This is a genomic window from Dactylosporangium sp. NBC_01737 (assembly GCF_035963215.1).
In the GTDB taxonomy this organism is placed as follows: Bacteria; Actinomycetota; Actinomycetes; order Mycobacteriales; family Micromonosporaceae; genus Dactylosporangium.
The window spans coordinates 7,767,986-7,792,155 of sequence record NZ_CP109153.1 but is presented as its reverse complement, the minus strand read 5'-3'; the positions used below and the strand labels follow the sequence as shown (position 1 = coordinate 7,792,155).

General features: G+C 71.9%; 21 protein-coding genes. 8 read left to right on the top strand and 13 right to left on the bottom strand.

The genetic code is table 11. From position 1 onward, the window contains the following. Positions 1 to 10: 10 nt before the first annotated feature. Entirely contained in the window at positions 11 to 1,975 is a 1,965-nt protein-coding gene (locus tag OHA72_RS35540; RefSeq protein WP_327000423.1) for a GTP-binding protein, read from the top strand. Positions 1,976 to 2,001: 26 nt separating this feature from the next. Here OHA72_RS35540 and OHA72_RS35535 read toward each other — a convergent pair whose 3' ends face one another. Further along, entirely contained in the window at positions 2,002 to 2,514 is a 513-nt protein-coding gene (locus tag OHA72_RS35535; protein WP_327000422.1) for a helix-turn-helix domain-containing protein, read from the bottom strand. On the opposite strand from OHA72_RS35535, the gene OHA72_RS35530 reads away from it, so the two are divergent. Beyond that, positions 2,483 to 4,186, top strand: coding sequence for an ATP-binding protein (locus tag OHA72_RS35530; protein ID WP_327000421.1), 1,704 nt, complete (start codon positions 2,483 to 2,485; stop codon positions 4,184 to 4,186). The two genes, OHA72_RS35535 and OHA72_RS35530, sit on opposite strands and share 32 nt — an antisense overlap. On the opposite strand, the gene OHA72_RS35525 is transcribed toward OHA72_RS35530, so the two are convergent. From OHA72_RS35525 to OHA72_RS35500, 6 genes are all read right to left on the bottom strand, one after another. Next, positions 4,178 to 4,915, bottom strand: a complete 738-nt coding sequence (locus tag OHA72_RS35525) for an ATP-binding cassette domain-containing protein (RefSeq protein ID WP_327000420.1) — start codon at positions 4,913 to 4,915, stop codon at positions 4,178 to 4,180. The genes OHA72_RS35530 and OHA72_RS35525 overlap by 9 nt on opposite strands. 11 nt (positions 4,916 to 4,926) lie before the next feature. Then, positions 4,927 to 5,706, bottom strand: coding sequence for an ABC transporter permease (locus OHA72_RS35520; protein WP_327000419.1), 780 nt, complete (start codon positions 5,704 to 5,706; stop codon positions 4,927 to 4,929). Further along, positions 5,703 to 6,665: an ATP-binding cassette domain-containing protein gene (locus tag OHA72_RS35515; protein WP_327000418.1), complete on the bottom strand. Its 963-nt coding sequence runs from the start codon at positions 6,663 to 6,665 to the stop codon at positions 5,703 to 5,705. Before OHA72_RS35515 ends, OHA72_RS35520 begins: the two co-directional genes overlap by 4 nt. A 72-nt stretch (positions 6,666 to 6,737) precedes the next feature. Further along, on the bottom strand, positions 6,738 to 7,403 hold the full coding sequence (locus OHA72_RS35510) for a DUF4097 family beta strand repeat-containing protein (protein ID WP_327011732.1): 666 nt from the start codon (positions 7,401 to 7,403) through the stop codon (positions 6,738 to 6,740). Positions 7,404 to 7,637: 234 nt separating this feature from the next. After that, the gene (locus OHA72_RS35505; protein ID WP_327000417.1) at positions 7,638 to 8,102 is read right to left on the bottom strand and encodes an HIT family protein; all 465 of its coding nucleotides are present in this window, start codon (positions 8,100 to 8,102) and stop codon (positions 7,638 to 7,640) included. A 98-nt stretch (positions 8,103 to 8,200) separates the two neighbouring features. Beyond that, on the bottom strand, positions 8,201 to 9,643 hold the full coding sequence (locus tag OHA72_RS35500; RefSeq protein WP_327000416.1) for an alpha-amylase: 1,443 nt from the start codon (positions 9,641 to 9,643) through the stop codon (positions 8,201 to 8,203). Between the two features lie 219 nt (positions 9,644 to 9,862). Here OHA72_RS35500 and OHA72_RS35495 point away from each other — a divergent pair, with 219 nt between their 5' ends. After that, positions 9,863 to 11,182 carry a cellulose binding domain-containing protein gene (locus tag OHA72_RS35495; protein ID WP_327000415.1) on the top strand — a complete coding sequence of 440 codons (1,320 nt, stop codon included), beginning with the start codon at positions 9,863 to 9,865 and terminating at the stop codon, positions 11,180 to 11,182. A 293-nt stretch (positions 11,183 to 11,475) separates the two neighbouring features. On the opposite strand, the gene OHA72_RS35490 is transcribed toward OHA72_RS35495, so the two are convergent. The 5 genes from OHA72_RS35490 to OHA72_RS35470 all read right to left on the bottom strand — a co-directional run bounded on the left by OHA72_RS35490 (position 11,476) and on the right by OHA72_RS35470 (position 17,971). Beyond that, a complete protein-coding gene (locus tag OHA72_RS35490) occupies positions 11,476 to 13,638 on the bottom strand; it encodes an MMPL family transporter (protein WP_327000414.1) in 2,163 nt (720 codons plus the stop codon). Between the two features lie 300 nt (positions 13,639 to 13,938). Beyond that, on the bottom strand, positions 13,939 to 14,508 hold the full coding sequence (locus tag OHA72_RS35485) for a dihydrofolate reductase family protein (RefSeq protein WP_327011731.1): 570 nt from the start codon (positions 14,506 to 14,508) through the stop codon (positions 13,939 to 13,941). 340 nt (positions 14,509 to 14,848) lie between these two features. Further along, positions 14,849 to 16,243: an ABC transporter substrate-binding protein gene (locus OHA72_RS35480; protein ID WP_327000413.1), complete on the bottom strand. Its 1,395-nt coding sequence runs from the start codon at positions 16,241 to 16,243 to the stop codon at positions 14,849 to 14,851. Positions 16,244 to 16,265: 22 nt separating this feature from the next. Beyond that, a complete protein-coding gene (locus OHA72_RS35475) occupies positions 16,266 to 17,081 on the bottom strand; it encodes a carbohydrate ABC transporter permease (RefSeq protein ID WP_327000412.1) in 816 nt (271 codons plus the stop codon). Further along, the gene (locus OHA72_RS35470) at positions 17,078 to 17,971 is read right to left on the bottom strand and encodes a carbohydrate ABC transporter permease (protein WP_327000411.1); all 894 of its coding nucleotides are present in this window, start codon (positions 17,969 to 17,971) and stop codon (positions 17,078 to 17,080) included. Before OHA72_RS35470 ends, OHA72_RS35475 begins: the two co-directional genes overlap by 4 nt. Positions 17,972 to 18,087: 116 nt before the next feature. On the opposite strand from OHA72_RS35470, the gene OHA72_RS35465 reads away from it, so the two are divergent. The 3 genes from OHA72_RS35465 to OHA72_RS35455 all read left to right on the top strand — a co-directional run bounded on the left by OHA72_RS35465 (position 18,088) and on the right by OHA72_RS35455 (position 22,480). Next, positions 18,088 to 19,539, top strand: a complete 1,452-nt coding sequence (locus tag OHA72_RS35465; RefSeq protein WP_327000410.1) for a hypothetical protein — start codon at positions 18,088 to 18,090, stop codon at positions 19,537 to 19,539. Between the two features lie 116 nt (positions 19,540 to 19,655). After that, positions 19,656 to 21,968 carry an Hsp70 family protein gene (locus OHA72_RS35460; protein WP_327000409.1) on the top strand — a complete coding sequence of 771 codons (2,313 nt, stop codon included), beginning with the start codon at positions 19,656 to 19,658 and terminating at the stop codon, positions 21,966 to 21,968. Between the two features lie 101 nt (positions 21,969 to 22,069). After that, positions 22,070 to 22,480, top strand: a complete 411-nt coding sequence (locus OHA72_RS35455; RefSeq protein ID WP_327000408.1) for a hypothetical protein — start codon at positions 22,070 to 22,072, stop codon at positions 22,478 to 22,480. A gap of 26 nt (positions 22,481 to 22,506) precedes the next feature. On the opposite strand, the gene OHA72_RS35450 is transcribed toward OHA72_RS35455, so the two are convergent. Beyond that, positions 22,507 to 22,977: an NUDIX hydrolase gene (locus OHA72_RS35450; RefSeq protein WP_327000407.1), complete on the bottom strand. Its 471-nt coding sequence runs from the start codon at positions 22,975 to 22,977 to the stop codon at positions 22,507 to 22,509. A 241-nt stretch (positions 22,978 to 23,218) separates the two neighbouring features. Between OHA72_RS35450 and OHA72_RS35445 the strand changes: the two genes are divergently transcribed. Both OHA72_RS35445 and OHA72_RS35440 read left to right on the top strand, forming a co-directional pair. Beyond that, positions 23,219 to 23,488 (top strand): hypothetical protein, encoded by a 270-nt coding sequence (locus OHA72_RS35445; protein ID WP_327000406.1) that lies wholly within the window; start codon positions 23,219 to 23,221, stop codon positions 23,486 to 23,488. Beyond that, positions 23,485 to 24,141: a hypothetical protein gene (locus OHA72_RS35440; RefSeq protein ID WP_327000405.1), complete on the top strand. Its 657-nt coding sequence runs from the start codon at positions 23,485 to 23,487 to the stop codon at positions 24,139 to 24,141. The genes OHA72_RS35445 and OHA72_RS35440 overlap by 4 nt, the downstream gene beginning before the upstream one ends. Positions 24,142 to 24,170: the final 29 nt, after the last annotated feature.

Genomic DNA, 24,170 nt, shown 5'->3' with positions numbered 1-24,170 from the left:
CTGACGCCACTTGCGTACCTTGAATCTCGGCATCCTGGCGCACGTCGACGCCGGTAAGACCAGCCTCACCGAGCGGCTGCTGCACGCCGCCGGTGTCATCGACGAGCCCGGTTCCGTCGACGACGGCAACACCCAGACCGACACGCTCGCGCTGGAGCGCCGGCGTGGCATCACCATCAAGTCGGCCGTCGTGTCGTTCACCGTCGGCGACGTCACCGTCAACCTCATCGACACGCCCGGCCACCCGGACTTCATCGCCGAGGTGGAGCGGGTCCTCAGCGTGCTCGACGGCGCGGTGCTCGTCGTGTCCGCCGTCGAGGGTGTGCAGGCCCAGACGCGGATGCTCATGCGTACCCTGCGCCGCCTGCGGATCCCGACGATCGTGTTCGTGAACAAGATCGACCGTGCCGGCGCCAGGGGCGACGGCGTCCTGCGCGAACTCGCCCAGCGGCTCACGCCGGCGATCGTGCCGATGGGCGCGCCGACGGCTCTGGGCACCAGGGCGGCGGACTTCACCCCGGCGCCACCCGCGCTGGACGTGCTCGCGGAGCACGACGACGCGCTGCTCGCCGCGTTCGTGGCGGGCACGGCGGTGTCCCCCGCGCGGGTACGCGAGACGCTCGCCGCGCAGACGGCCCGGGCGCTCGTACACCCGGTCTACTTCGGCTCGGCGATCACCGGCGCCGGGCTGGACGCGCTCACGGCCGGCATCGCCACGCTCCTGCCGGCGGCCGGCGGCGACCCTGCCGGGCCCGTGTCCGGCAGCGTGTTCAAGGTGGAGCGCGGTCCGGCCGGGGACAAGGTCGCGTACGTGCGGATGTTCGTCGGCACGGTCCGGACCCGGGACCGGGTGCGCCTGTCCGGCGGCGGCGAGGCGAAGGTGACGGGTGTCGCGGTGTTCGACGAGGGCGGCGCGACCGAGGCGGCAGCCCTTCCCGCGGGCCGGATCGGCAAGGTCTGGGGCCTCACCGGTGTGCGGATCGGCGACGTGGTCGGCGGGTCCGGGCGGCGCACGCAGGAGCACCACTTCGCGCCGCCGACCCTGGAGGCGGTCGTCGAGGCGGTCCGGCCCGGCGAGCGGGGTGCGCTGTACGCGGCGCTCACCCAGCTCGCCGAGCAGGACCCGCTCATCGACGTCCGTCACGACGACGTGCGGCGCGAGACCTCCGTGTCGCTGTACGGCGAGGTGCAGAAGGAGGTCGTCCAGGCGACGCTCGCCGAGGAGTACGGCCTCGAGGTCACGTTCCGCGACACCACGACGATCTGCATCGAGCGGCCCGCCGGGGTCGGCGAGGCACTGGAGATCGGCGACAAGGACGGCAACCCGTTCCTCGCCACGATCGGCCTGCGGGTCGCACCGGCACCGATCGGCGCGGGCATCACGTTCCGGCTCGGCGTCGAGGCGGGCGCGATGCCGGCCGCGTTCTTCGCCGCCGTGCAGGACACGGTCACCGCCACGCTGCGGCAGGGCCTGCACGGCTGGCAGGTCGAGGACTGCGCGGTGACGATGACCCGCTCGGGGTACTGGCCCCGGCAGAGCCACGCCCATCAGCAGTTCGACAAGAGCATGTCCAGCACCGGGTACGACTTCCGCAGCCTCACCCCACTGGTGCTCATGACGGCACTGCGCCGCGCCGGCACCGTGGTGCACGAGCCGGTGCACCGCTTCCGCCTCGAAGCACCCGCCGACCAGCTCGGCGCGCTGCTGCCCGTGCTGTCCCGCCTGCACGCCGTGCCACGGACCACCGTCACGCACGGCACGGCCTGCGAGCTCGACGGCGACATCCCCGCCGCCAGGGTGCACGAACTGCAGGTGCGGCTGCCGGGCCTGACCCGCGGCGAGGGCGTGCTGGAGTCGGCGTTCGACCGGTACGAGCCGGTGACCGGCGCACCTCCGACCCGCTCGCGAACCGACCACAACCCCCTGGACCGCGACGAGTACCTCCTACGGGTCGTCCGCCGCGTCACGGCCTGACGACGCGCATTCGCGTGCACCCGCGTTCAGCGCGTCGCGGCCGGCACCGGCTCGCGAGTGGGCGGGGAGCTGAACGCGACGCAGTGGGCGCGCGGCGTGGTGCCGCGCTGGCGGCTGAAGTGGTGCCGGAGGGTGTCGGCGCTGCCGAACCCCGCCCTGTCGGCGACCGCGTCGACGGTGAGGTCGGTGGTCTCCAGCAGCAGCTCGGCCCGCTGCAGGCGCTGTTCGAGCAGCCACCGGTGCGGCGTGGTGCCCGTGGTCGCGACGAAGTGCCGGGCGAACGTGCGTGCCGACATGTTCGCCTCGGCCGCGAGCCGGTCGACGGCCAGCGGCTCGTCGAGATGTGTCAGGGCCCAGTCGAGGACCTCGGCGAAGCCGTCGGCCGGCGCGGGCGGCACAGGGCGTTCGACGTACTGCGCCTGGCCGCCCTCGCGGTGCGCAGGCACGACCATCCGGCGGGCGAGGGCGTTCGCGGTGGCCGAGCCGTACAGCCGGCGCCTGGACGGGATGCCGCTCGCGCTGGAGCTCGCCGCCGCCAAGCTGCGCTCGATGGGCGTCGACCAGATCGCGCGCCGCCTCGACGACCGGTTCCGGCTGCTCAGCTCCGGCAGCCGGTCCGCGCTGCCCCGGCAGCGCACCCTGCTCGCCGTCGTCGAGTGGAGCTGGGACCTCCTCGAAGCGCCGGAGCGGGTCCTGGCGCGGCGGCTGGCGGCGTTCCCGGGCGGCGCGACCACGGCGGCCCTCGAAGCGGTCTGCGCGGACGAGGCGCTGCCCGCGCGGGACGTCTTCTACGTGCTCGACGCCCTGGTGGAGAAGTCGATCGTCGGGCAGTCCGGCGACCGGTACCGGATGCTGGAGACGGTGCGGGCCTACGCGCTGGGGCGGCTGGAGGCGTCCGGCGACGACATCGGCGAACGGTTCTGCGGCTACTTCCTCGCCCTCGCGGAGCAGCACGAGCCGCTGCTGCGGACCCGGGACCAGCTCGCGGCGATCGCGGTCTTCGACGCCGAGTACGACAACCTGGTGCACGCGCTGCGCAGGGCCGTGGACGCCGGTGACGCGGCCACGGCGTCGCGGTTCGTCGGGGCGATGTTCTGGTACTGGGGCATGAGCGGCATGACCACGCAGTTCGAGGCGTACCTGCGGTACGGCGGCGCCCTGCCGCAGCAGGCCAGGACGGCGTTCGGGGTGGTGCGGGCGAGCATGGACGTCGACTCGGCCGGCGCCAGGGAGTTCCACCCGGCCCGGCCACTGATGCGGATGACGCAGCTGGCGCACGCGACCGACGAACCCGACCTGGCGTCCGACCTGGATGCGGCGCTGACCTCCGCGGACCCGTGGATCCGGGCGAGCGCGCACTGGGCGAAGGACTTCCTGCTCACCGAGGAGGGCGACCTGCGCTCCGGTGCCGCGTCCCGGCGGGCCGCGCTGGCCGGGTTCGAGGAGGTCGGCGACCGCTGGGGGCTGGTGCTCAGCCTGCTGCCGCTGGGCCGAGACCACTCGCTGCGCCGCGAGCACGGGCCTGCCATCGCCGCCTTCGAACGGGCCGTCGTGCTCAGCTCCGAGCTCGGCGTCGAGGACTACCTGTACCTGAGCCGGGCCAGGCTCGCCCGGGAACGGCGGCGCAGCGGCGACCTCGACGGCGCGTTGCGGGACATCCGGGCGGCGCAGCGCCGGGCCCGGGAACGCGGCCACCGCCGGATGGAGGTCAACATCCTGGTCGGCCTGGCCAACGTGCACCGGCTCGCCGGCGATCTGGAGCGCGCCGACCGGACCCTCGACGAGCTGGAGTCCCTGGTCCGCCGCGGCGCCATCCCCGAGCACGTGGCCCGCGACCTGATCGTCAGCACCCGCCTGGAGAACCGCCTCGCGCAGGGCGACGCGGTACGGGCCAGGGCGCTGCTGCCCGAGGCCGTCGGCGCGCTGGTCGCCCAGGGTTACAGCGCCGGCCTGGCGTGGGCGGCGGAGCTGCTCGCCGGGCTCCTCGCCCTGGAGGACGAACCCGTGGACGCCGCCGCGGCGCTCGGCATGAGCGAGGTCATCCGCGGCGAGTTCGACCACGGCGAACCCGAGCTGCGCGCCCTCGCCGACCGGCTCACGGCCCGCCTCGGCGAGGACGGCTACACCGGGGCGTACCGCGAAGGCGCCGGGACGCCCAGGCCGGCCGCGATCAGCCGGCTCGCCGGCGAAGCGGAACGGCGTTCAGCCTGACCCCGGCGGTACCAGCGCCGCAAGGACCTCGTCGAGGGTGGGGCGGCGCAGGTCCAGCTCGTCGGTGGTGACGCCGGCCGTGTCAAGCCTTCTGACCAGCGCGGAGAGCAGCATCGGGTCGGCCGCCGGCACGGTGAGCAGGCCGGCGCCGGTGTCGTGGACCGGGGTGAGGCCGGTCAGCTCGGCGAGGATCCGGGCGACGGGCGCCGTGTCCGTGGGCACGGCCGGCCGCACGTGCAGGATCTGCCCGCCGACGCGGCGCCGCAGCTCCCCCGGCCTGCCTTCCGCGACGACCCGGCCACGGTCCAGGACGCTGATCCGGTCGGCGAGCCGATCGGCCTCCTCCGGGTCCCGCGTGGTGAGCAGGACCGTGGACCCGGCGGTGGCCAGGTCGCGGACCGCGTCCCAGAGCCTGGCGCGGCCGTGCGGGTCCAGGCCCTCGGTCGGCTCGTCCAGCAACAGGATCCGCGGCCCGGGCACGGCCTGCTGCCCGATCAGCGCCCGCACCCGCGCCGGGTCCTTCGTCACGTCATGGCCGGCGACCCTCGCGCACCCGCCGTCCGGGTGCACGAGGGTCGCCAGGATCCGCACGAGGGTGGTCTTGCCAGCCCCCGCGGGGCCGAGGACGCCGGTCACCTGGCCGGTGCGCACCCGCAGGTCGACCCCGCTCAGCGCCACCCGACCCCCGTACCGTTTGACCAGCCCCTCGGCCTCGATCGCGTACGTCATGATCTCGCCGGTTACTTCGGGTCGCGGTTGGACTTCGAGGTCGACCAGAAGTAGCCGAGCACGGCGAGCCCCACGCACCAGGCGACCGCGAGCCACCCGTTGTGGCCGATGCCGCTGCCGAGCAGCAGGCCACGGAGGGTTTCGATGGCGGGGGTGAACGGCTGGTACTCCGCGACCGGCTGGAACCAGCCGGGCATCGCGTCGACCGGGACGAACGCGCTGGACAGCAGCGGCAGCAGGATCAGCGGCATCGCGTTGTTGCTGGCGGCCTCCGCGTTCGGGCTGGACAGGCCCATACCGACGGCGATCCAGGTGAGCGCCAGGGCGAAGAGCGCGAGCAGGCCGAACGCCGCCAGCCACTCCAGGACCGTGGCGTCGGTGGAGCGGAAGCCGATCGCGACGCCGACGGCGCCCACGAGCACCACGCTCGCCACCGACTGCAGCACGCTGCCGACGACGTGCCCGACCAGCACCGACCCTCGGAAGACCGCCATGGTGCGGAAGCGGGCGATGATGCCCTCGGTCATGTCGTTGGACACGGAGACGGCGGTACCGATGACGGTGCTGCCGATGGTCATCAGCAGCAGACCGGGGACGAGGTACGCGATGTACTTCGAGCGGTCCGGGGCGCCGCTGATGCCCGCGCTCAGCGTGTCGCCGAGGATGTAGACGAAGAGCAGCAGCAGCATGATCGGGGTGAGCAGCAGGTTCAGGGTCAGCGACGGGTAGCGGCGCGCGTGCAGCAGGTTGCGGCGCAGCATCGTGGACGAGTCGCGGATGGCGTGGGTCATCGCACGGCCTCCTTTGTCTTGTCGGTGGCGGCCTCGCCGCCGGTCAGTGCGAAGAAGACGTCGTCGAGGTCGGGCGTGTGCACGGTCAGCTCGTCGGCCTCGACATGCACCGCGTCGAGGCGGTCGAGGATCGTACGGAGGTCGCGCTGGCTGCCGTCGCTGGCGAGCTGCAGCGCGAGGGACTCCTCGTCGCGGGCGGCGTCCGGCAGGGCCAGGACCGCCGACTGGTAGGAGACCGGATCGGTGAAGCGCAGCCGGACGTGCCCGCCGGGGATGAGCCGCTTGAGCTGGTCGGCGGTGCCCTCGGCGACGATCTTCCCGTCGTTGAGCACCGCGATGCGGTCGGCGAGCTCGTCGGCCTCCTCCAGGTACTGGGTGGTGAGGAAGACGGTGGCGCCGTCGGCGACGAGCGCCCGGATGATCTGCCACATGTTGTGCCGGCTGCGAGGGTCCAGGCCGGTCGTGGGCTCGTCGAGGAAGATGATCCGCGGGCCGCCGACCAGGGTCATGGCGAGGTCGAGGCGGCGGCGCATGCCGCCGGAGTACGTGGAGGCGGGCTTCTTCGCCGCGTCGGCGAGGTCGAAGCGGTCCAGCAGCTCGACCGCGGCCCGGCGGCTCTCCCGCTTGGACAGGTGGTGCAGATCGCCCATGAGCAGCATGTTCTCCTCCCCCGTGATCAGGTTGTCGACCGCGGAGAACTGGCCGGTGACGCCGATCGCCGCGCGGACCGCCTGCGGGTCGGCGGCCAGGTCATGGCCGCCGACGCGGATGCTGCCCGAGCTGGGGCCCGGCGAGATGAGCGTGGAGAGGATCTTGACGGCGGTGGTCTTGCCGGCGCCGTTCGGGCCGAGCAGGGAGAAGATCGTCCCCGCCGGGACGGCTAGGTCGACGCCGTCGAGCACGACCTTGTCGCTGTAGGACTTGCGCAGCCCGTTCGCCGCGATCGCAAGGTTGGTCATGGTTGGTTGCTCCTTCTGGAGACTGCGGGCGGTTCTAGAGGCTGCGGGCGGTTCTAGAGGCTGCGGGCGGTTCTAGAGGCTGCGGGCGGTGATGTCGCCGTACGCGGTGGTCGCGTGGATGGTCAGGCCGGCGTCGCCGCCGCTGTTCTTGAGCGCGTTGTGGATGCGGCCGTAGTTGGTGCCCGCGTCCAGGGAGGCGTCGACGCCGGCGGCCGCACCGACCGACACGTCGCCGGCCTGGGTGTGCAGCACGACCGCGCCGCTGACGGCCTCGACGATGCGGATGTCGCCCTTGGCGGTGCTGATCTGCGCGGGGCCGTTGAGCCGGCCGACGCAGACGTCACCGGCGAGGGTGGTGAGCCGGACCCCGGCGACGTCGTCGAGGTCGACGTCGCCGTGCGCACCGTCGTACGCCACCTCACCGAACCGCCCGACGGCGCGGAGTTCGGCGCTGGCCGCCTTCACCTCGACGCGGGAGTCGGCGGGCAGGTGCACGGTCACCTGGACGGAGCCGGAGTTGCCGAGGACCTGGTGCTTCGCGGAGGTCTCGATCCGCAGGACGCCGTCGCCGTACTCGACGGTGGTCCGCTCGGCCACCTTCACGTCGCGGCTCTTCGCCGGGTCCGCGGGCAGGACCTCGACGGTGGTGTCGGCACGGCCCGCGGCGACGAACTGGACGCGGCCGGCGGGGATGTCGAGGACGGCGGAGATCGGGGCGGGGGTGTCGAAGGTCTGCATGGTCACGCACTCCTCGGTTCGGCGCCGGGCCTGTCCGGCGTTGCTCCAAGACCATCGCGACCCGCGCTGTCACCGCCCTGACAGCGCGCTAACACGCCCCCACCGCAGCAATCAGCCGCTGTCAGCGCTGATCGAGGAGATCTTCCGGTAATGAACCAGCCGGGTCCCGCACAACCCACACCAGCCAGCCTTCGCTCCACGGGCCGTCGCTGGGAACAGCGTCTTTGAGCGCCACTATCGCCGGGGAGAGGTGTCCGTCGACGCGATGGCGTCCTTGATCGCTTGTGCGTCGCTGTCGACGAGCGACCTCTCGCGTTCCGGCGCCTCGGCCTTGAGGACCCAGCCGTCTCCCGCGTAGCGGGGGATGACGTGCAGGTGGAAGTGGAAGACCGTCTGGAAGGCGACCTCGCCGTCACAGAGCAGGACGTTGATTCCCTCGCAGCGCAGGCTTGAGCGTCGCAAGGCTCGTGCCATGTCGTGACCGACCGACCAGATGTGAGCGCTCGTGGCTCCGTCGAGGTCTTCGAGGCCCACCGCGTGCTCGCGTGGCACGACAAGAAGATGGCCGGGCGTGACGGGGTTCAGGTCCATGAAGGCCACGACGGTCTCGTCCTCGTACACCACGCTGGCCTCGGCCCGTCGGGCCGCGATGGCGCAGAAGATGCACCCCTGCGCCGCCGATGTCGCGTCCTGTGCCATGCACGCAAGAGTCCCAGTGCGCCCGGACAGGGGCAATGCAGTTGTTGCCGGAGCCTGACCTCTGCCGACCGCTCATCGGCAGAGGTCAGTGTGCCGGGTCAGGAGATGCGGGCGCCGGCGTGGATGGCCACGGCGTCGTGGGCTGCGATGTCCGTGCGGAACCAGCCGCCGCCGTCGACGGTGATGACGGGGCCCGTGCAGCTGCTGCCGCTCTTCTCGCCGTGGATCACGTCGCAGTAGCGACCGGCCGGCATGTTCGTGTGGTACGAGCGTCCGGTGACCGCGAAGTCCTCGTCGTTGATGGAGATGTAGCCGGCGCTGCCGCGGCCGAACGCGATGTGCTGCCAGCCGTTGTCGTACCAGTTGACGACGCCGGTGCCGGCGACCGCATTGCGGAATCCCACCATGTTCGCGATGACCGGCCAGCGGTGCTCGCACCGCCAGCCGCCGGTGTAACAGGTGCTGTTGTTGGTGCGTCCGGACGAGTCCGACGGCGGGCCCTGGTTCCGGTCGGTGAACTCGTAGCTGGACATGACCGTGGGCGACCCGTAGGGCCAGGCCAGCATGAACGCGTTGGCCAAGGCGTAGATGCCGTTGTCGCGATAGGTCAACGTGCCGGGGACGTCCCGCTGTGTGTCGTGGTTGTCGACGAACACGTTGGCGACGTTGCTGGGGATGTAGCCCCAGCCCTCGCCGAAGTTGGTCAGGTACGCGAGCCGCTCGCTGCGGAAGACCCGGGCGAGGTCCTTGCCGTACCGGAACTCGTGCACGTCGCCGTTCCCGGTGTACTCCAGCGGCCCGATCGGTTCGCCGGCGCCGTAGATGACCTCCTGCACCATGTACACCGGCCGGGACAGCCTGGACCGCAGGGCGGCGATGTCACCGGCGGGCATGTGCTTGCTGGCGTCCATGCGGAAACCGTCGACGCCCAGCGACAGCAGGTCGTTGAGGTAGCCGGCGAGCCGGTCCCGCACGTACGTGGCGCCGGTGTCGAGGTCGGCCAGGTTCGCCAGCTCGCAGTTCTGCACCTCGTAGCGGTCGCCGTAGTTGACGATGTCGTCGTTGCCGTTGCGCCCGCAGTGGTGGAAGTCCTGCGTCTGGTACGTGCCGGGGTAGTCGTAGTGCGTCCAGGCGGAACCGGCCCAGCCCGGGCCGCTCTTGTCGGTGTTGGCCATGTGGTTCACGACCGCGTCGACAATCACGTTGACTCCCGCCGCGTGGCAGGCGCTGACCATCGACTGGAACTGCGCCCGGGTGCCCTTGCGCGACTCGATGCGGTAGCTGACCGGCTGGTACGCGACCCACCACTCCTGACCCCGCACGTGCTCCTGCGGCGGGGAGACCTGCACGTAGCCGTACCCGCGCGGGCCGAGGGCGGTGGTGCACTCCGATGCGACCGACGTCCAGTTCCACTCGAACAGGTTGGCGATGACGGTCTTCGGCCCGGGCGTGCCAGCCGTGGCCGGTACGGCCGCCGTCGTGGTCAGCGTCGCGAGCACAAGGGTCGACAGGACGGCAGCCAGCGGCCGGTAGCGCGGCACGGGTCCTCCAAGGGAAAGTGCGGCGGATACCCCAAGTATCGACACACGTCCCTGCCGCAGGCAACAGCTCAGCCGCGACGGTCGCGCATCCACGGCGGGCATCCGCCGCTCTCGCACGGGCCTGGCGTCGCGTGGAAGTTTCGGGGGTGGGTGGAGGTCAGGGCGGTGGCGGGCGGCGATCGTTGACGGGTGGGTACGGGCGGCTGAACCGTTGGCGACATGACGAAGAGGCTGGCCGTCCTGGGTGCGATCGGTGCGTGTGCCGTCCTGCTCGTGCTGTACCTGCAGCCCGCCGCGCAGGCGACGGTGCCGGAGCCGAGCGCACCGGTGACCGGGAACGCGACCTACTTCGACGGGCTCGGCTCGCCCTACGGGGGCTGCGGGCTGCCGCAGTCGGAGCTGGAGACGCAGGACTTCGTCGCGCTCAACGTCTTCAACACCCCCGGCGACGGCACGTTCTACACCCGGCCGCTGCCGGCGTCGATGGCCGACAAGATGGGCCTGTGGAACAACGGCCGCAACTGCGGGCGCTGGGTGCAGGTGAAGGTCGCCGACTACTGTTCGGGCACCAACGACGGCGCGCTCGGCCAGGCGTTCTGCCGCAACGGGTCGTGGGTGTCGGACGCGTACAACGGCGGCGTGCTGAACATGATCGTGGCGGACAGCTGCGGTGACGCGAACTCGTGGTGCCGCGACGACCCGTACCACCTGGATCTGTCGAAGGCGTCGCTGAACCGGTTCGTGAAGAACGGGGCGCCGCTGGGCGACCTGTTCCCCAACCACTGGAACAACCGGCACGTGGACTGGTCGTTCATCCCCGCGCCCGCCTACTCCGGCGACATCCAGATCGGCTTCCTCAGCGGGGCGCAGCGCTGGTGGCCGGCGATCGCCGTGTCCCGCCTGCCCAACGGCATCCACGGCGTCGAGTACTACGCCGACGGGGCCTGGAAGTCCGCGCAGCTCAACGGCGACATGGGCCAGTCGTACGTGATCGGCGGCACGACCTCGGGCGGCACGCAGTTCCGGATCCGGGTGCGGGACGCATCCGACGCGCTGCTGTTCGGCGGCCGGGAGTACAGCTTCGCGCTGCCGGATGCGTGCTCGGCCCAGTGCGGCGCGGCGTACACGAAGGCGACGTACACCACGGGCGGCGCGTCGTCCTCACCGTCGGCGTCGGTCTCGGCTTCGGTGTCGCCCTCGGCTTCGGTGTCGCCCTCGGCCTCGGCCAGCGCGCCCACGGGCGGCTGCGCGGCGACCGTCGCCGTCACGGGCACGTGGGGCAGCGGGTACCAGGCCGCGGTGACCGTCCGCAACACCGGCAGCGCCGCGTCGACCGGCTGGACGGTGTCGTTCACCTTCGCCGGCACGCAGCGCGTCGCCAGCTCCTGGAACGCCGTCACGACCCAGACCGGCGCCACGGTGACCGCGACGAACCAGCCGTACAACGCGGTCATCCCCGCGGCCGGCTCCACCAGCTGGGGCCTGGTCGTCGACGGTCAGAACCAGCCCGTCACAGCCGTCACCTGCGCGCTTCGGTGAGGCCGGCGGCGCGGCCCGGGAAATCGCGGTGCGGGAAGGACACGCCGCCGGGATGATGCCGACGTGGACTGGGTTGCGCAGGCGCGGGTAGGGCTCGAGACCGCGCTGAACGAGGCCGAGGTGCTGGGGCTGCGGGTCGCCGCGTCCGAGCTGCTCCTGCATCGCCGAGGCGAGGCGCTGGTGGGACGTCCTGTTCGGCAGGAGCGGGCGCCCGCCGCAGCCGCAGGTCGCCCCGGCGGACGCCCCGTCCTGACGGACGCGGCAGCACATCGACGACGACTGACCCGGCGTGCTCACCCGTCGGCGTCACCGCGGGCGGCACCGCTCAGGGCCGGGACGTTCGCCGGGGTCTCGGCCGGTGGCAGGGTCAGCTCCTTCAGGCCGATCCGCCGGTGCAGGCGCCGCAGCGGCGCCGGGGCCCACCAGTTCCAGCGGCCGAGCAGCGTCATCGTGGCCGGGACGAGCAGGCAGCGGACCACGGTCGCGTCGATGAGGACGGCGGTGGTGAGGCCGAGGCCGATCTGTTCGATGCTGCCCATCTTCGCCGCGGCGAAGCAGCCGAACACGATGACCATGAGCAACGCGGCGGAGGTGATGACCCGGCCCGTATGCTGCAGGCCGCGCCGGACGGCGGTGTCGGTGTCGTCGCCGGCGTCGACGTACTCCTTGACCCGGCCGAGGAGGAACACCTCGTAGTCCATGGACAGGGCGAAGGCGAACGCGAACAGGATGACCACGACGAACGGGTCCAGGCCGCCGACGGTGAGGGTGCCGAGCACCCCGGAGAGCCAGCCGTGCTCGAACACGGCGACCATCACGCCGAGCGTCGCGCCCAGGGACACGACGTTGGCGAGGATCGCCTTCACCGGTACGACCACCGAGCCCGTCATGGCGAACAGCAGCACGAGCATCGCGGTGAGGGTGATGCCCAGGGCGAGGGGCAGGTCGTCGACGATGAGGTCGACGAGGTCCACCAGTACCGCGGCGTCACCGGTCACCCAGGACTGCACGCCGGTGGGGCGGTCGGCTCGGATGCGGCGCACCAGGTCCTGCGCGGCGTCGTCCTGCGGGCCGCCGCGGAGGTTCAGCTCGACGGCGGCGAGGCCCGATCCGACGGGTTTCGCCGGCTGCACCCTGCCGACGGCCGGGTCGGCGGACCAGCGGGCGGCGTACGCGTCGAGGTCGGCCGCGCCGGTCCGGGCGATGAGCGTGACCGCCGGGGCGAACGAACGGCCGAAACGGATCTTGATCTCGTCGGCGACCCGCACCGACTCGACGCTGCGCGGGATGCCGTCCAGGCCGGGCAGCTTCACCGTCGCGGACAGCAGCGGCAGCCCGGCGGCGAGCAGCAGCGCCGCGGTGAGCACGGCGACGAGCGCCGCGCGGCGTTGCACGAACGCGGCGAGGGCGGCGAAGAAGCCGCGGCCGGCCTCGTCGCCGTCGGGCTTGCGGGCGGGTTTGAGGCGGCGGCGGGCCAGCCCGATGAGCGCGGCGGTGAACGTCAGCGACACCAGCATGGCGACCAGCGCGATCGACACGCCGGCGGCGCCGAGCGCGGTGAGCTGCCGCACCGAGAACGCGAGGAGACCGGCGAGCGCGGCGGCGACGGTGAGCGCGCTGAACAGGATCGTGCGCCCGGCGGTCGCCCAGGCCCGGCCGATGGCGACGTCGGGGGTGAACCCGGCGGCGAGCTCCTCGCGGTAGCGGGCCACGAGCAGCAGCCCGTAGTCGACGGACAACCCCAGGCCGAGCAGCGACGCGACGGTCAGCGCATTGTTGTCGACGTCGGTGAACGTGGTGAACACGTACAGGACGGGAAACACCGCGGCGACGGACACGATCGCGGCGAGGACCGGCACACCGGCCGCCACGATGCCGCCGAACACGATGATGAGCACGACGAGGGTGAGTGGCAGTGACAGCAGCTCGGCCCGGTTCCGGTCCTCGGCGAGGGTCCGCCCGGAGTCGCGGCTGATCGTGGCGGAGCCACCGACGCGCACGTCGGCGCCGGCGGGCAGTTCGGCGGCGAGGCGGCCGAACTCGGTCTCGACCCGGTCGACGGCGGCGTTGCGGGTCGGCTTGTCGACCTGCTCCAGGGTCGCCACGACCAGCAGCGCCCGGCCGTCGGTCGACACGGCGGTCGCCTCGACCTTCCGGACGTGCTCGACGCCGCGCAGCCGCGCCGCTGCCGCGTCGACGGCGCCGCGGACGTCGGCGGCGGCCGGGTCGACGGCGTCGACCAGCGCCACGACCTGCCCGGAGGAGTCCTCGGCGGTGCTGAGCAGGTCGTACGCCTCGATCGACTCGACCTTCTTGCGCACGCTGTTGCCCTCGGAGATCGAGTCGAGCAGCGGCCCGGCGGCCAGGACACCACCGACGACCGCGAGCAACCAGACGCCCAGCACCCACCAGCGGTGCCGGAAACACCAACCGCCCACCCGCGCCATGAAGCCCATCGCCCCGTCCCTCCGACCACGACACCGTCGCATCAACGTGCCAGACGCCGTGGAAGGTTGCTCCGGCGGGGCTCCCGCTGGACCGCCAGCAGCACCTCGAACTCCGTCAGCGCCTCGTCGTGCCGGCCCGGGTGCGGACGAACGTCTCTGAAATCCTACGAAAGGTCTGGTCGCGGCACTGCTCAAGCGTGGCGGTTCGGCTGGACCGGCGGCCGTCCGGGTCCTGCCCGGTGGCGGAGGTGGACCACCCTCGAATTGAAGCTGCGCGAGGGAGCGGCCGACGTGCCAGGACAAATCACGTCAAGCCGCACCTCGCGTGGGCCGGTATCGCACGGCGACCGCCCCCGACCGGAACTCATGGCGGTCCACGAGCTCGAGCTGGATGCGCTCGCGCAGACCGGCGAGCAACGTCGGCCCGTGTCCGGCAAGGACCGGCTGCACAAGGAACTCGTACTCGTCGATCAGTCCCAGATCTGCCAACGCCAGGGGGAGCGTCACGCCACCCACCCACAGGCCCTCGCCCGGCTCCTGCTTGAGCCGCTGAACCGCTTGCCCCAGGTCGGCTCGCACCAGTTCGGCATTCCAGTCGACCCCGCTCAGCTTGCTCGACACGACGTACTTCTTCGCGCGGTCGATGGCCTCGGCGAACGGGATCTGCCACTCACCCATCCAGTCGGGCCACGCGCCCGTGGCCGGCTTCCGCCACGCCGACTCCATCATCTCGTAGGTCACCCGGCCGAACAGCAGGGCATCGGCTCGCTCCATCTCAGCGGTCCAGTAGCGCATCGACTCCTCGTCCGGCGGGAGCCCTGCCTCGTGATGGCAGCAGCCGTCGAGCGTGACGTTGATCGAGTATCGAAGTGGTCTCATCTCGTTGCTCTCCCTTGCCGTGCGCCCCGCGTTCACCCGTCAGTACTCAGACGACTGCCGGCGCCATTACTCATCGGTGCCCGATCGCGCCTACGGTAACGCCGTCCCGTTGCGACCGGACCGCAGACCGCAGACCGAGCGCGCGACCGATTCGACGCTCGGGGCGTTCTGTCCCTTGGCCAGCAACATGGCGCAACGACAACGCCGGGCGACAACACTGGTCAGCCGAGCGCGCCCGGCTGACCAGCACCGTCGTGACTGGTGAATTCACCTCGGGCTGGACGGCATCATTGGCTTCACTGCGTCACACCCCGCCGTCCGTGCCGGGCCGGCCTCCGACTCATCGCACCGCGGCGTTGTAGTTGTCGATGTCCTTCTTGACGCTTGCGGCGGCGTCCTTCATTGCCTGCTCGGCCGGTTTCGAGCCCAGGATCGCCTGTTCGAGACCGTCCTCGCTGGCCTTGCGGGCCTGGGGCATGACGCCCAGCAGGCAGCCGGAGGAGGCGACCGAGGGCTGGCGGGCGTGTAGCTGGTCGACGGCGGTGCCGAACTGGGGATACTTCGCGCGCCAGTCCTTCGTGACGGTCTCGTCGTGGGCCTTGCGGTTGACCGGCACGTAGCCGGTGCCGACGTGCCACTGCGCCTGCTGGGCCGGCTGCGAGACGAACTTCGCGAACTCCCACGCGGCGCGCTGCTCCAGGGCGCTGTGCCCGGGGCCGCTGATCCACAGGGAGGCGCCGCCGATGATCGGGCCGCCGGTGGAGGCGGCGCTGATCTTCGGGTACGGCGCGGTGGCGACGGTGAACCTGCCCTTGGCCGCGTCGACGTAGCCGCGCAGCACCGACGTGGACTCCAGGTGCATGGCGACGTTGCCGGACTTGAAGGCGGCCTGGGCGTCGTCGGTCTTGCGGCCGGTGTTGGTGGCGTAGCCGTTGCGGACCAGGTCGGCCCACCACTGCGCGACCCGGACCGCGGCCGGCGAGTCGAACTGGACCTTGGTCGCCAGTTTGGTGCGGCCGTTGCCCTGGTCGCAGTACTCCTGCTCGTCGGTGGCGAGGAGCTGTTCGAGCAGCCAGCCGTAGATGGCCGCGCCGAAGCCGTACTGGGTGACCTTGCCGCCGGCGTCGCGGACGGTCAGCTTCCTGGCGTAGTCGGTGAGCTCGTCGAGGGTGGTCGGCGGCTTCGCCGGGTCGAGACCGGCCCGTTCGAACGCCTCCTTGTTCATGTACAGCAGCGGCGTCGAGGAGTTGAACGGCATCGAGTGCAGCTTGCCGTCCACGGAGTAGTAGCTGGCGATGTTGGGCTCGATGTCGGCGGGTCCGGTGCCGTCCTTGTCGAAGAACCCGGCCACGGAGACGGTCTGCTTCGAGTCGATCATGAACCGGGTGCCGATGTCGTAGATCTGCACCAGGGCCGGGGTGTTCTTCTGCTGCACGGCGGTCTTGTACTTGGCGACCGTCTCGTCGTAGGAGCCCTGGAACACGGGCTTGACCTCGATCTTGTCGCCGTACTGCTTGGTGAAGCCGGCGACGAGGGAGTCGATCGCCTCGACGTTCGCGCCGCGCATCGAGTGCCAGAACTCGATGGTGACCTTGCCGGTCGCCTTGTCCAGGACGTCCCGCCCGGGTACACCGGACGCGTCGCCGGCGGGTGCGTCGTCGCCGCCGCATCCGCTGAGGGCGGCACCGGCGACGAGCAGGGCGACGGCGAACCGGCGGACGGAGAGTGTGATCATGCGCTTCCTCCTTGCTGTTGGTTCAGCGCAGCGCCCCGGCGGTCAGCCCGCGCACGATGTACCGCTGCCCGAAGATGACGATGGCGAGCGTGGGGATCAGCGACAGCACGACACCGGCGAGGATCAGCCCCGGGTCGGCGGCCTCGGCGTCGTTGAGCTGTGACACGCCGATCTGCAGCGTCTGGTACTGCGGGTCGCGCACGAGGATCAGCGGCCAGAAGTACTGGTTCCACGCGGACAGGAACACGTACACGCCGACCGCCGCGATCGTCGGCCGGGACAGCGGGATCAGGATCCGCGCCAGGAACCGGCCGTGGCCGCAGCCGTCGACGACGGCGGCGTCGCGCAGCTCCGTCGGGAACTGCAGGAACGCCTGGCGGAACAGGAACGTGCCGAACGCCGAGGCGAGGAACGGCAGCACCAGCCCGACGTACGTGAGGGGGCCGCGGATGAGGCCCCAGTCGGAGATGGTGAGGAAGTTCGGGATGATGATCGACTCCCACGGCACCATGAGGGTCGACAGGAACAGCCCGAACGTGAGCGCGCGGGCCCGCATCGGCAGGAACGCGAAGGCGTACCCGGCCAGGATGCTGGTGCACAGCTGCGCGAGGGTGATGACACCGGTCTGCAGCGCCGAGTTGAGGTACTGCCGGCCGAGCGGGACTGCGTCGAGCACGGCGCCGAAGTTGCCCAGGTGCAGCCCGCCGGGCACGAGCGCGGGCGGGTACACGGCCAGCTCGCGCAGCGTCATCACGGAGCCGGCGACGGCGTAGTACACCGGGAACAGCACCGGGACCGCGAGCAGGACGAGCAATGCGGAGACCGCGGCGCGCCTCATCGGTAGTGCACCCGTCGTTCGAGCACCCGGAACTGCACCAGGGTGCAGGCGAGCACGATGACCAGCAGCACGACCGCCTGGGCGCTGGCCGCGCCGTAGTCCGACGAGCCATAGGCGAACGCCTCGGTGTAGATGGAGTAGACGAGGGTGGTGGTGGCCCGGTCCGGTCCGCCCTTGGTGAGGATGTGGATCTGCCCGAAGCTCTGCAACGCGTGGATCGTGGTGACCACGACGAGGAAGAACAGCTGCGGCGACAGCAGCGGCACGGTGATCCGGCGGGCGAGGGCGAACCCGGTGGCGCCGTCGAGGCGGGCGGCCTCCACCACCTCCGGCGGGATGGCGCCGATGCCCGCGGACAGCACGAGCACGTTGTACCCGAGGCTCATCCAGACCGTCGTGGCGCACAGTGCGGGCAGCGCGATGTCCGGGTCGGTCAGCCACTGGACCCGGTCGACGCCGACCTGCCCGAGCAGGCCGTTGGCGACGCCGATCGCCGGGTTGTAGATGATCGCGAACACCACCGACGCGGTCGCCACGGAGAACGCGAAGGGCAGCGCGAACGCGGTGCGGAAGAATCGCGTCCCGCGGATGCGCGACTCCAGCAGCAGCACGATGAGCAGCGCCCCGGCCACCGACGGCAGCACCGACAGCAGCGTGAACAGCGCGGTCGTGACCAGGACCTTGCCGAAGCCGTCGGCGGTGAACAGGTCGCGGTAGTTGTCCAGCCCGGTGAACCGTCCGGCGCCGCCGAACAGGTCGCTGCCGTGCGTCGACAGGTACAGCGACCGGCCCAACGGCCAGAAGATGAACAGCCCGAACACCACGACGGACGGCATCAGGAACGCCCAGGCCAGCAGCGGGCGCCGCGACGGTGTGCCGGCTCCGGCCATGCGCGCGCCCCCGCTCCGATCTGCCATTGATCGATAGGCGCGAATTATTGCATCGTTTCCGGTAAATGAACAACCGGTGAACAACCGGGGTTGTGCGGTCGGCGCATCATGGATGGATGCTGTTTCGTCGACGGCGTGCCCCGCAGCGCCACCAGGACGTGCTGGCCGCCGCCGTGTACGAGGGTGACAGCCGCGCCCGGGAGCGGATCGACCGGTGGTGGGCGGGCGGCGGCGACGACCGCGAGCAGGTCTGGCGCGGCGCATGGTTCCTGCTCACCGCGGCGTCCTTCAGGTTCGGCAACCACGAGCGGCCCGAGCAGGTCGCGCCGGTGCTGGAGTTCCTGCTCCAGCCCGACCCGACATCGCCGTACCTGCCGCGGGTCCGGCTGACCACCTGCCTGCCGCAGACCGCCGACGACCCGCCCGCCGGTGTGTACCACGGCGACCCGCAGGTGCGGCGGCTGGTCGAGGCGGCGCTGCGCTTCCCCGACCCGGACCTGCGCCGGCGCCTCGCCGACCTGCTGTCCGCCACCGACCAGCCCGGCCTGCTGGACGCTCTGGAGACCGCCTTCCGGCCGCGCGGGCGGCCGGGCCCGACCTACCTCGACGCGGCACCGCCCGGCCACGAGACCCGCTGCAACCTGTGGCTGCGCGGCGAGCCGAACGCGTTGCTGCGGATCGTCTCCGCCAACCCGAACCTGCCCCGGCCGCCGGCCGGGCCCGGCGACGTCGACCTGGTGCTGCTCGCACTGCTCAAGGACCGGCTGGATCTGCTGCCGGCGCTCGACCAGGACGCCCTGGCCGAGCGGCTGCTGGAGTACCTCGGCATGTGGCTGCCCGGCGAGGTCCACGACCGGTGCCGCCGCGCGCTGCGTGACCTGCCGGCCGTCGCGATGCTCTGCGACCGGGCGATGCTCGGTGACGCCGAGGCGGTCGCCGCGGTCCGCGACGCCGGGCACCGCCCGTCCCACCCGGCCTGGGTCCCGGTCTTCCTGCTGCTCACCCGGCAGTTCGCGGCCTACCGGGCGGCCGATCCGGACGCCCGGGTCCTGCAGTCGGCGTGCTCCGCCGACAGGTCCGGCATCGACGAGGCCACCGTCGTCGACCGGGTCCTCGCGGTCCTCGGCACGGACCTGCCGGACGACGTGGCCGCGGCCGTGCGGCGGTCCCTGCGCGACCTCGGCCCGCTGGGCAGACCCTCGGTCGAGGACCTCAGGCGGCGGTGGATGCGACGGGCGCTGCTGGACCGCGCGACGCAGCTCGAGCCGGAGGCCGCCGCGACCGTGGTCGCCGCGGGTTACCTCCCCGAGGACGACGACCAGCCGTTGCTCCCGCTGCTGTTCCTCACCGGGCAGTTCGACCGGTACGACGACGAGGACCCGGACGGCACGCAACTGCCCGCCGTCCTCGCCGAGCGGCGGTACCGGTATGCGCACGAGCACTTCCGGACCGTCGCGCAGCGGGCGGGCCGCCCTGACCCGTGGCCGCCCGAGGAGCCGCCGCGCGACCGGCCGTCGCCGTCCCCGCACGTCACCACCTGGCCGAGCAGCTTCACCGGCCACTTCTAGGCGTTCGATGACGGCACCATGACGAAACGCATCGAGGTCGTCGACCACGACCCGGCACGGCCGGGCGCGGCCGCCGCCGGTGCCGGTGTGGCAGAAGATGACCATATAGTCCTGCTGTGACAGGCACGCGGCTCGGCATCGACTTCGGCACCTCCAACACCGTCGCGGTCCTCGCCACCGGTGGGGAACGGCCCAGGCCGCTGCTGTTCGACGGCGCGGAGCTGCTGCCGTCGGCGGTGTGCCGGACCGCGGACGGGGAGCTGCTCGTCGGCCGCGACGCGCTGCACGCGGCAAGGGCGCTGCCGGAGGCTTTCGAGCCCAACCCGAAACGCGTCATCGACGAGGGCACCGTCCTGCTCGGCGGGGTCGAGGTCGACGCGGTGGACCTGGTCGCCGCCGTGTTCCGGCGGGTTGCCGCCGAGGCCGCACGGGTCGCCGGCGGACCCGTGCACGACGTGACGGTCACCTGCCCGGCGAGCTGGGGCCCGACCCGCCGCGGGCTGCTGAGCGCCGCCGCGGCCGCCGCCGGGTTCACCGACGCCACGCTGGTCGCGGAGCCCGTCGCGGCCGCCCACGCGTTCGCCGAAGGCCTCGTTGTCGGTTCGCACATCGTGGTGTACGACTTCGGCGCCGGCACCTTCGACGCCTCCGTGGTGCGCCGCGCCGCCGACGGGTTCGAGGTCCTCGCCGAACGTGGCCTGGCGGACACCGGCGGCCTCGACGTCGACGCGGCCGTCGTCGCCTACCTCGGCACCGTCTTCGCCGCGCAGGACCCGCAGCGCTGGGCCCGGCTCGCGCAGCCCGTCACCGGCGAGGACCGGCGGCTGGCCAGGATGTTGTGGGACGACGTGCGCACCGGCAAGGAGATGCTGTCACGGACCTCCTCGACCCTCATCCACGTGCCGCTGTTCGGCACCGACGTGCCGCTCGGGCGCGACCAGCTGGAGCAGCTCGCCCGGCCGATCCTGGACCGCACCGTCACCGCGACCCGGGCGGTCGTCCGCGCCGCCGGTGACGCCCCGCAGCGGGTGGTGTTCCTGGTGGGCGGGTCGTCCCGCATCCCCCTCGCGGCGACGCTGCTGCATCAGGCGTTGGGTGTGGTACCGGTCGTCCGCGAGCGGCCCGAGCTCGTCGTCGCCGAGGGCAGCCTGCTCGCGACGCCTCCCACACCCGCTGCGTCCACTGCCTTCTCCGTGCCGGCTTTGCCCGTGCCGGCTTTGCCCGTGCCGGTCGTCTCCTCCGTGCCGGTCGCGGAGCCCTCGGTGGAGTTCATGCCGTCCGACGAGACGGGTGCCGCTGAGCTGCCCCCACCGGTCGCCGCCGCCGAACCGGCGCCGGTGCCCGATCTGCCGCGGCTGCCGCGGCAGCCGCCGAAGCGCCGGGCCCGCTGGGCAGCGGTCGCCGGTGTCGTGGCCGTGGCGGTGGCCGCGGGCGTGATCTACCTGCCCGGCGTCGGCACCGGCACACCCGACGGCAACGGCTCCTCCCCGGGCCCGTCCACGGCGTCCTCCCCCGCGCCGCCGCCGACGCCCGAGTTCCGGGAGATCGGCACCTACGACGCCAACGACAGCTACGTGACCGGGGTCAGCGTCACTCCGGACGGCACCCGGTACGCGACCAGCAGCCTCGACGGTCGCGTCCACCTGTACCAGACCGGCCAGAGCCAACCGGAGATCCTCCACCAGACCGGAGACGTCATGAAGACCGTCGACGGCGTCGCACTCAGCCCCGACGCGCAGGTCGTCGCGTTCGCCGTGCAGGGCGGCGTGACCGTCAAGGACGTCGCGTCGAAGGCGCAGATCGGCCGGTTGTCCGGGTACGCCGGGCCTGGCTCGTCGATCCGGTTCAGCCCCGACGGCAACATCCTCGCCGTCGGGTTCGCCGACGGCGGGGTGACGCTGTGGGACGTCGCCACCCGCAAGCAACGGCGCACCCTCGACAGCGGCAGCGACGGCCAGCGCGGCATCGCCTTCGACCGGACCGGCATCCTGCTCGCCGGCGCGGCGGACAGCGGCAAGGTCCGGATCTGGGACGTCGCCACCGGCACCGTCAAGGTCACGCTGCCCGGCCACACCGGCGAGCGTGCGCACAGCGTCTCCTTCAGCCCCGACGCGACGCGGCTGGCCTCCGGCGGCTCCGACGGCAAGCTCCGCATCTGGGACCTCACCACCAACACGGAGGTCCAGGCGGTCGCCACGGGACAGGAGCTGGTCGACGAGGTGCTGTACGGCCCGAACGGCACCGCGATCGTCACCATCACGTACCGGGACAACAGGCTGCGACTGTGGGACGCGAAGACGTATCAGGTGCTGGCGACGTCGCAGTGGAGCAGCGCCGACTGCCTGACCGTGACCGCCGACGGCAAGCGCCTCATCACGGGCGGCAAGGACAGCTCCAGCCGCATCTGGGACACCACCGGCCTGCTGTAACCGCGCCCACCGGGCGTTGCGCTCGATCGACGTGATCGACTGGCTGTCGCAGTGGAACCCCGGGTGCCACCGCGCGCTCGACCGCGTCGTCCGACAACGTGGTGGCGACGGCGATCGGGCTCATCGTCGCGGTCGCCGCCGTCGTGCAGTCGGTCGTGCCGTTCGCGTCGCTGACGGACAAGGTCGTCGGGGTGCTGGCGGTGGTGCTGACGGCGTGGCTGGTGCAACTCGCGCGGATGGCGCGGATGTCACCGCGGGCGTGGTGGCTCGCGGCCAGCACGGCGGCGCTGGGCCTGTTGATGGCGGTCGTCGTGGTGCGCGCCGTCCCGCCGACACCCGCCTCGACCGCATCGCCGACCCCGCAGGCGTCAGGGTCGTCGGCGGTCACGGGGTCGCCCGGCGTCCGGCGGACCGGCGAGTTCACGCTATTCACCGAGCCGAACGGGCACGGCGTCGACCTGGACTCCGACCCTCCGGGCTGGGACATGGACACCTGTACCCGCAGGGACTGAGCCGGCCCTGCTCCGGTCGGCGGGCATCAGTGCCGGACGAGGCCGCCGACCGGGACCGCGGCGACGTGACCGGTCGCCGGGAGGGTCCGCGCCAGCGCGAGACCGACGTCGACGAGCGATGACCGGCGAAGGCGCTCCACCTCCGGCAGCGGCGTCCAGACCGACTCGGCCGTGTCGCCACTCGGCTCGGGACGCAGGACGCCACCGGTGATGCGGACCTGGTAGAAGATGCCGACGTTCTGGTGCTCGATCCCCGCCCGCGCCTCGGCGGCAGGGATCACCCTGGAGTCCACGCCCAGCAGGCGCTCGACCACAGCGTCGCAGCCGGTCTCCTCGGCGACCTCCCGGATCACCGCGTCGAACGGGTCCTCCGCGTGCTCGACCTTGCCACCCGGAAGGGTCCAGTTCGTCGCACCGGTCGTCGGCGAGACGTACCGGGCGAGCAGGATCCGCCCGTCGTCGATGCACACGGCGTACGCCGCGAGCCGGAAACTCATGGCACGGATCCTGCCTTGCGGTGCCGTCGGTGGCCACGTATCGACCGACCGGCCCGCCGGCATGACCGCACGCTGCGCCGCCGCGGCCTCGCGAACCGGCGCGGCGCCCCGGTCGGCCCGGTTCGCCGTCCATTCAGCGGTGGCGATCACCGCGCGCCCCGGGAGACATTGAGGCGGCAATCGCTGGTCGCCGATCGGTCTTCGCGGAGGTACGAACTTGCTCGCGGCATTCGGCACAGGAGTGGCGGTCACCGTGATCTCGGCGATTCCGCTGAACATCATCCTGCGGAGAATTCCGCTGCTCCGGTACCTGGGGTTCCCGCTCGCCGCACTGGCGCCGACGCTGCTGGTCGTCTTCGTCCGCTACGGGATGCCGTCGGAGCAGAGGGTCGAATGGACGTCGAAGGACGTCGTGGCGGTGGCCGGGAGCCTGTCGGCGGCGATACTGATGATTGTCATCTGGTGGATGGTCTGGGTCAGTGACGGAAGAGGCCGGAAGGCGAGGTCGTGAACCCGTTTCCGATCTTCTTCTTCATCTTCGTCGAGCTGCCCAGCATGGGCGCCATGCTGGTCCACAAGGCAATCATGAAGGTGAACGGCCGGGAGACGAAGCAGCTCAATGTGTGGCTGTACCGGCTGATCGGGGTCGGCACGCTGTTCCTGGTCCTCAACCTGTCCTTCATCATCGGCGCCGACGCGGCGTGCCTGGTGCTCGTCCTGCTCATCGTGGGTGGCCTGATCGGACTGGCCGTGCGGCGCAAGGGCGGGACGACCGGGGCGCGCATCGGTCCGCAGTCCCTTCCCGGCGTGCTCGGCGACCTGTCCCGGCGTTCCCTCGCCGACCTCAGACGGGCCCACGGCCGCCCGAAGGACCAGTCCGAGACGGACCTGCATCTGCGGGCGGCGGACCTCATGGCCGCGCTGCGGTTCTACCGGGTCGCGGTCGATCCGAGGTTCACCGACCAGGAGATCGGCAGGCAGATGACCCTGGACACGCCCGGGACGATCACGCGGGTGATGGACACGTACCGGCGCCTTCCGCCGACCCGGGAGCGCGACGTCGCGATCGAGATCCTGCGCGCCTGCCTGCCACAGGGCCTCGCGGTCACCGGCAACCTGTACACCGTCTTCGCCAAGCAGGCGTTCCGCGCAGCCCGTCCATAACGGCTGCGCAGGGCGGCACCCGGTGAGCC

What these genes read in the sequence shown, in the direction of transcription:
- OHA72_RS35495 (WP_327000415.1), top strand. Translation starts at nt 9,863, where the DNA reads ATGACGAAGAGGCTGGCCGTCCTGGGTGCGATCGGTGCGTGTGCCGTC.
- OHA72_RS35480 (WP_327000413.1), bottom strand. Translation starts at nt 16,243, where the DNA reads ATGATCACACTCTCCGTCCGCCGGTTCGCCGTCGCCCTGCTCGTCGCC.
- OHA72_RS35520 (WP_327000419.1), bottom strand. Translation starts at nt 5,706, where the DNA reads ATGACCCACGCCATCCGCGACTCGTCCACGATGCTGCGCCGCAACCTG.
- OHA72_RS35485 (WP_327011731.1), bottom strand. Translation starts at nt 14,508, where the DNA reads ATGAGACCACTTCGATACTCGATCAACGTCACGCTCGACGGCTGCTGC.
- OHA72_RS35525 (WP_327000420.1), bottom strand. Translation starts at nt 4,915, where the DNA reads ATGACGTACGCGATCGAGGCCGAGGGGCTGGTCAAACGGTACGGGGGT.
- OHA72_RS35505 (WP_327000417.1), bottom strand. Translation starts at nt 8,102, where the DNA reads ATGGCACAGGACGCGACATCGGCGGCGCAGGGGTGCATCTTCTGCGCC.
- OHA72_RS35530 (WP_327000421.1), top strand. Translation starts at nt 2,483, where the DNA reads ATGCCGCTCGCGCTGGAGCTCGCCGCCGCCAAGCTGCGCTCGATGGGC.
- OHA72_RS35465 (WP_327000410.1), top strand. Translation starts at nt 18,088, where the DNA reads ATGCTGTTTCGTCGACGGCGTGCCCCGCAGCGCCACCAGGACGTGCTG.
- OHA72_RS35470 (WP_327000411.1), bottom strand. Translation starts at nt 17,971, where the DNA reads ATGGCCGGAGCCGGCACACCGTCGCGGCGCCCGCTGCTGGCCTGGGCG.
- OHA72_RS35515 (WP_327000418.1), bottom strand. Translation starts at nt 6,665, where the DNA reads ATGACCAACCTTGCGATCGCGGCGAACGGGCTGCGCAAGTCCTACAGC.
- OHA72_RS35490 (WP_327000414.1), bottom strand. Translation starts at nt 13,638, where the DNA reads ATGGGCTTCATGGCGCGGGTGGGCGGTTGGTGTTTCCGGCACCGCTGG.
- OHA72_RS35450 (WP_327000407.1), bottom strand. Translation starts at nt 22,977, where the DNA reads ATGAGTTTCCGGCTCGCGGCGTACGCCGTGTGCATCGACGACGGGCGG.
- OHA72_RS35510 (WP_327011732.1), bottom strand. Translation starts at nt 7,403, where the DNA reads ATGCAGACCTTCGACACCCCCGCCCCGATCTCCGCCGTCCTCGACATC.
- OHA72_RS35475 (WP_327000412.1), bottom strand. Translation starts at nt 17,081, where the DNA reads ATGAGGCGCGCCGCGGTCTCCGCATTGCTCGTCCTGCTCGCGGTCCCG.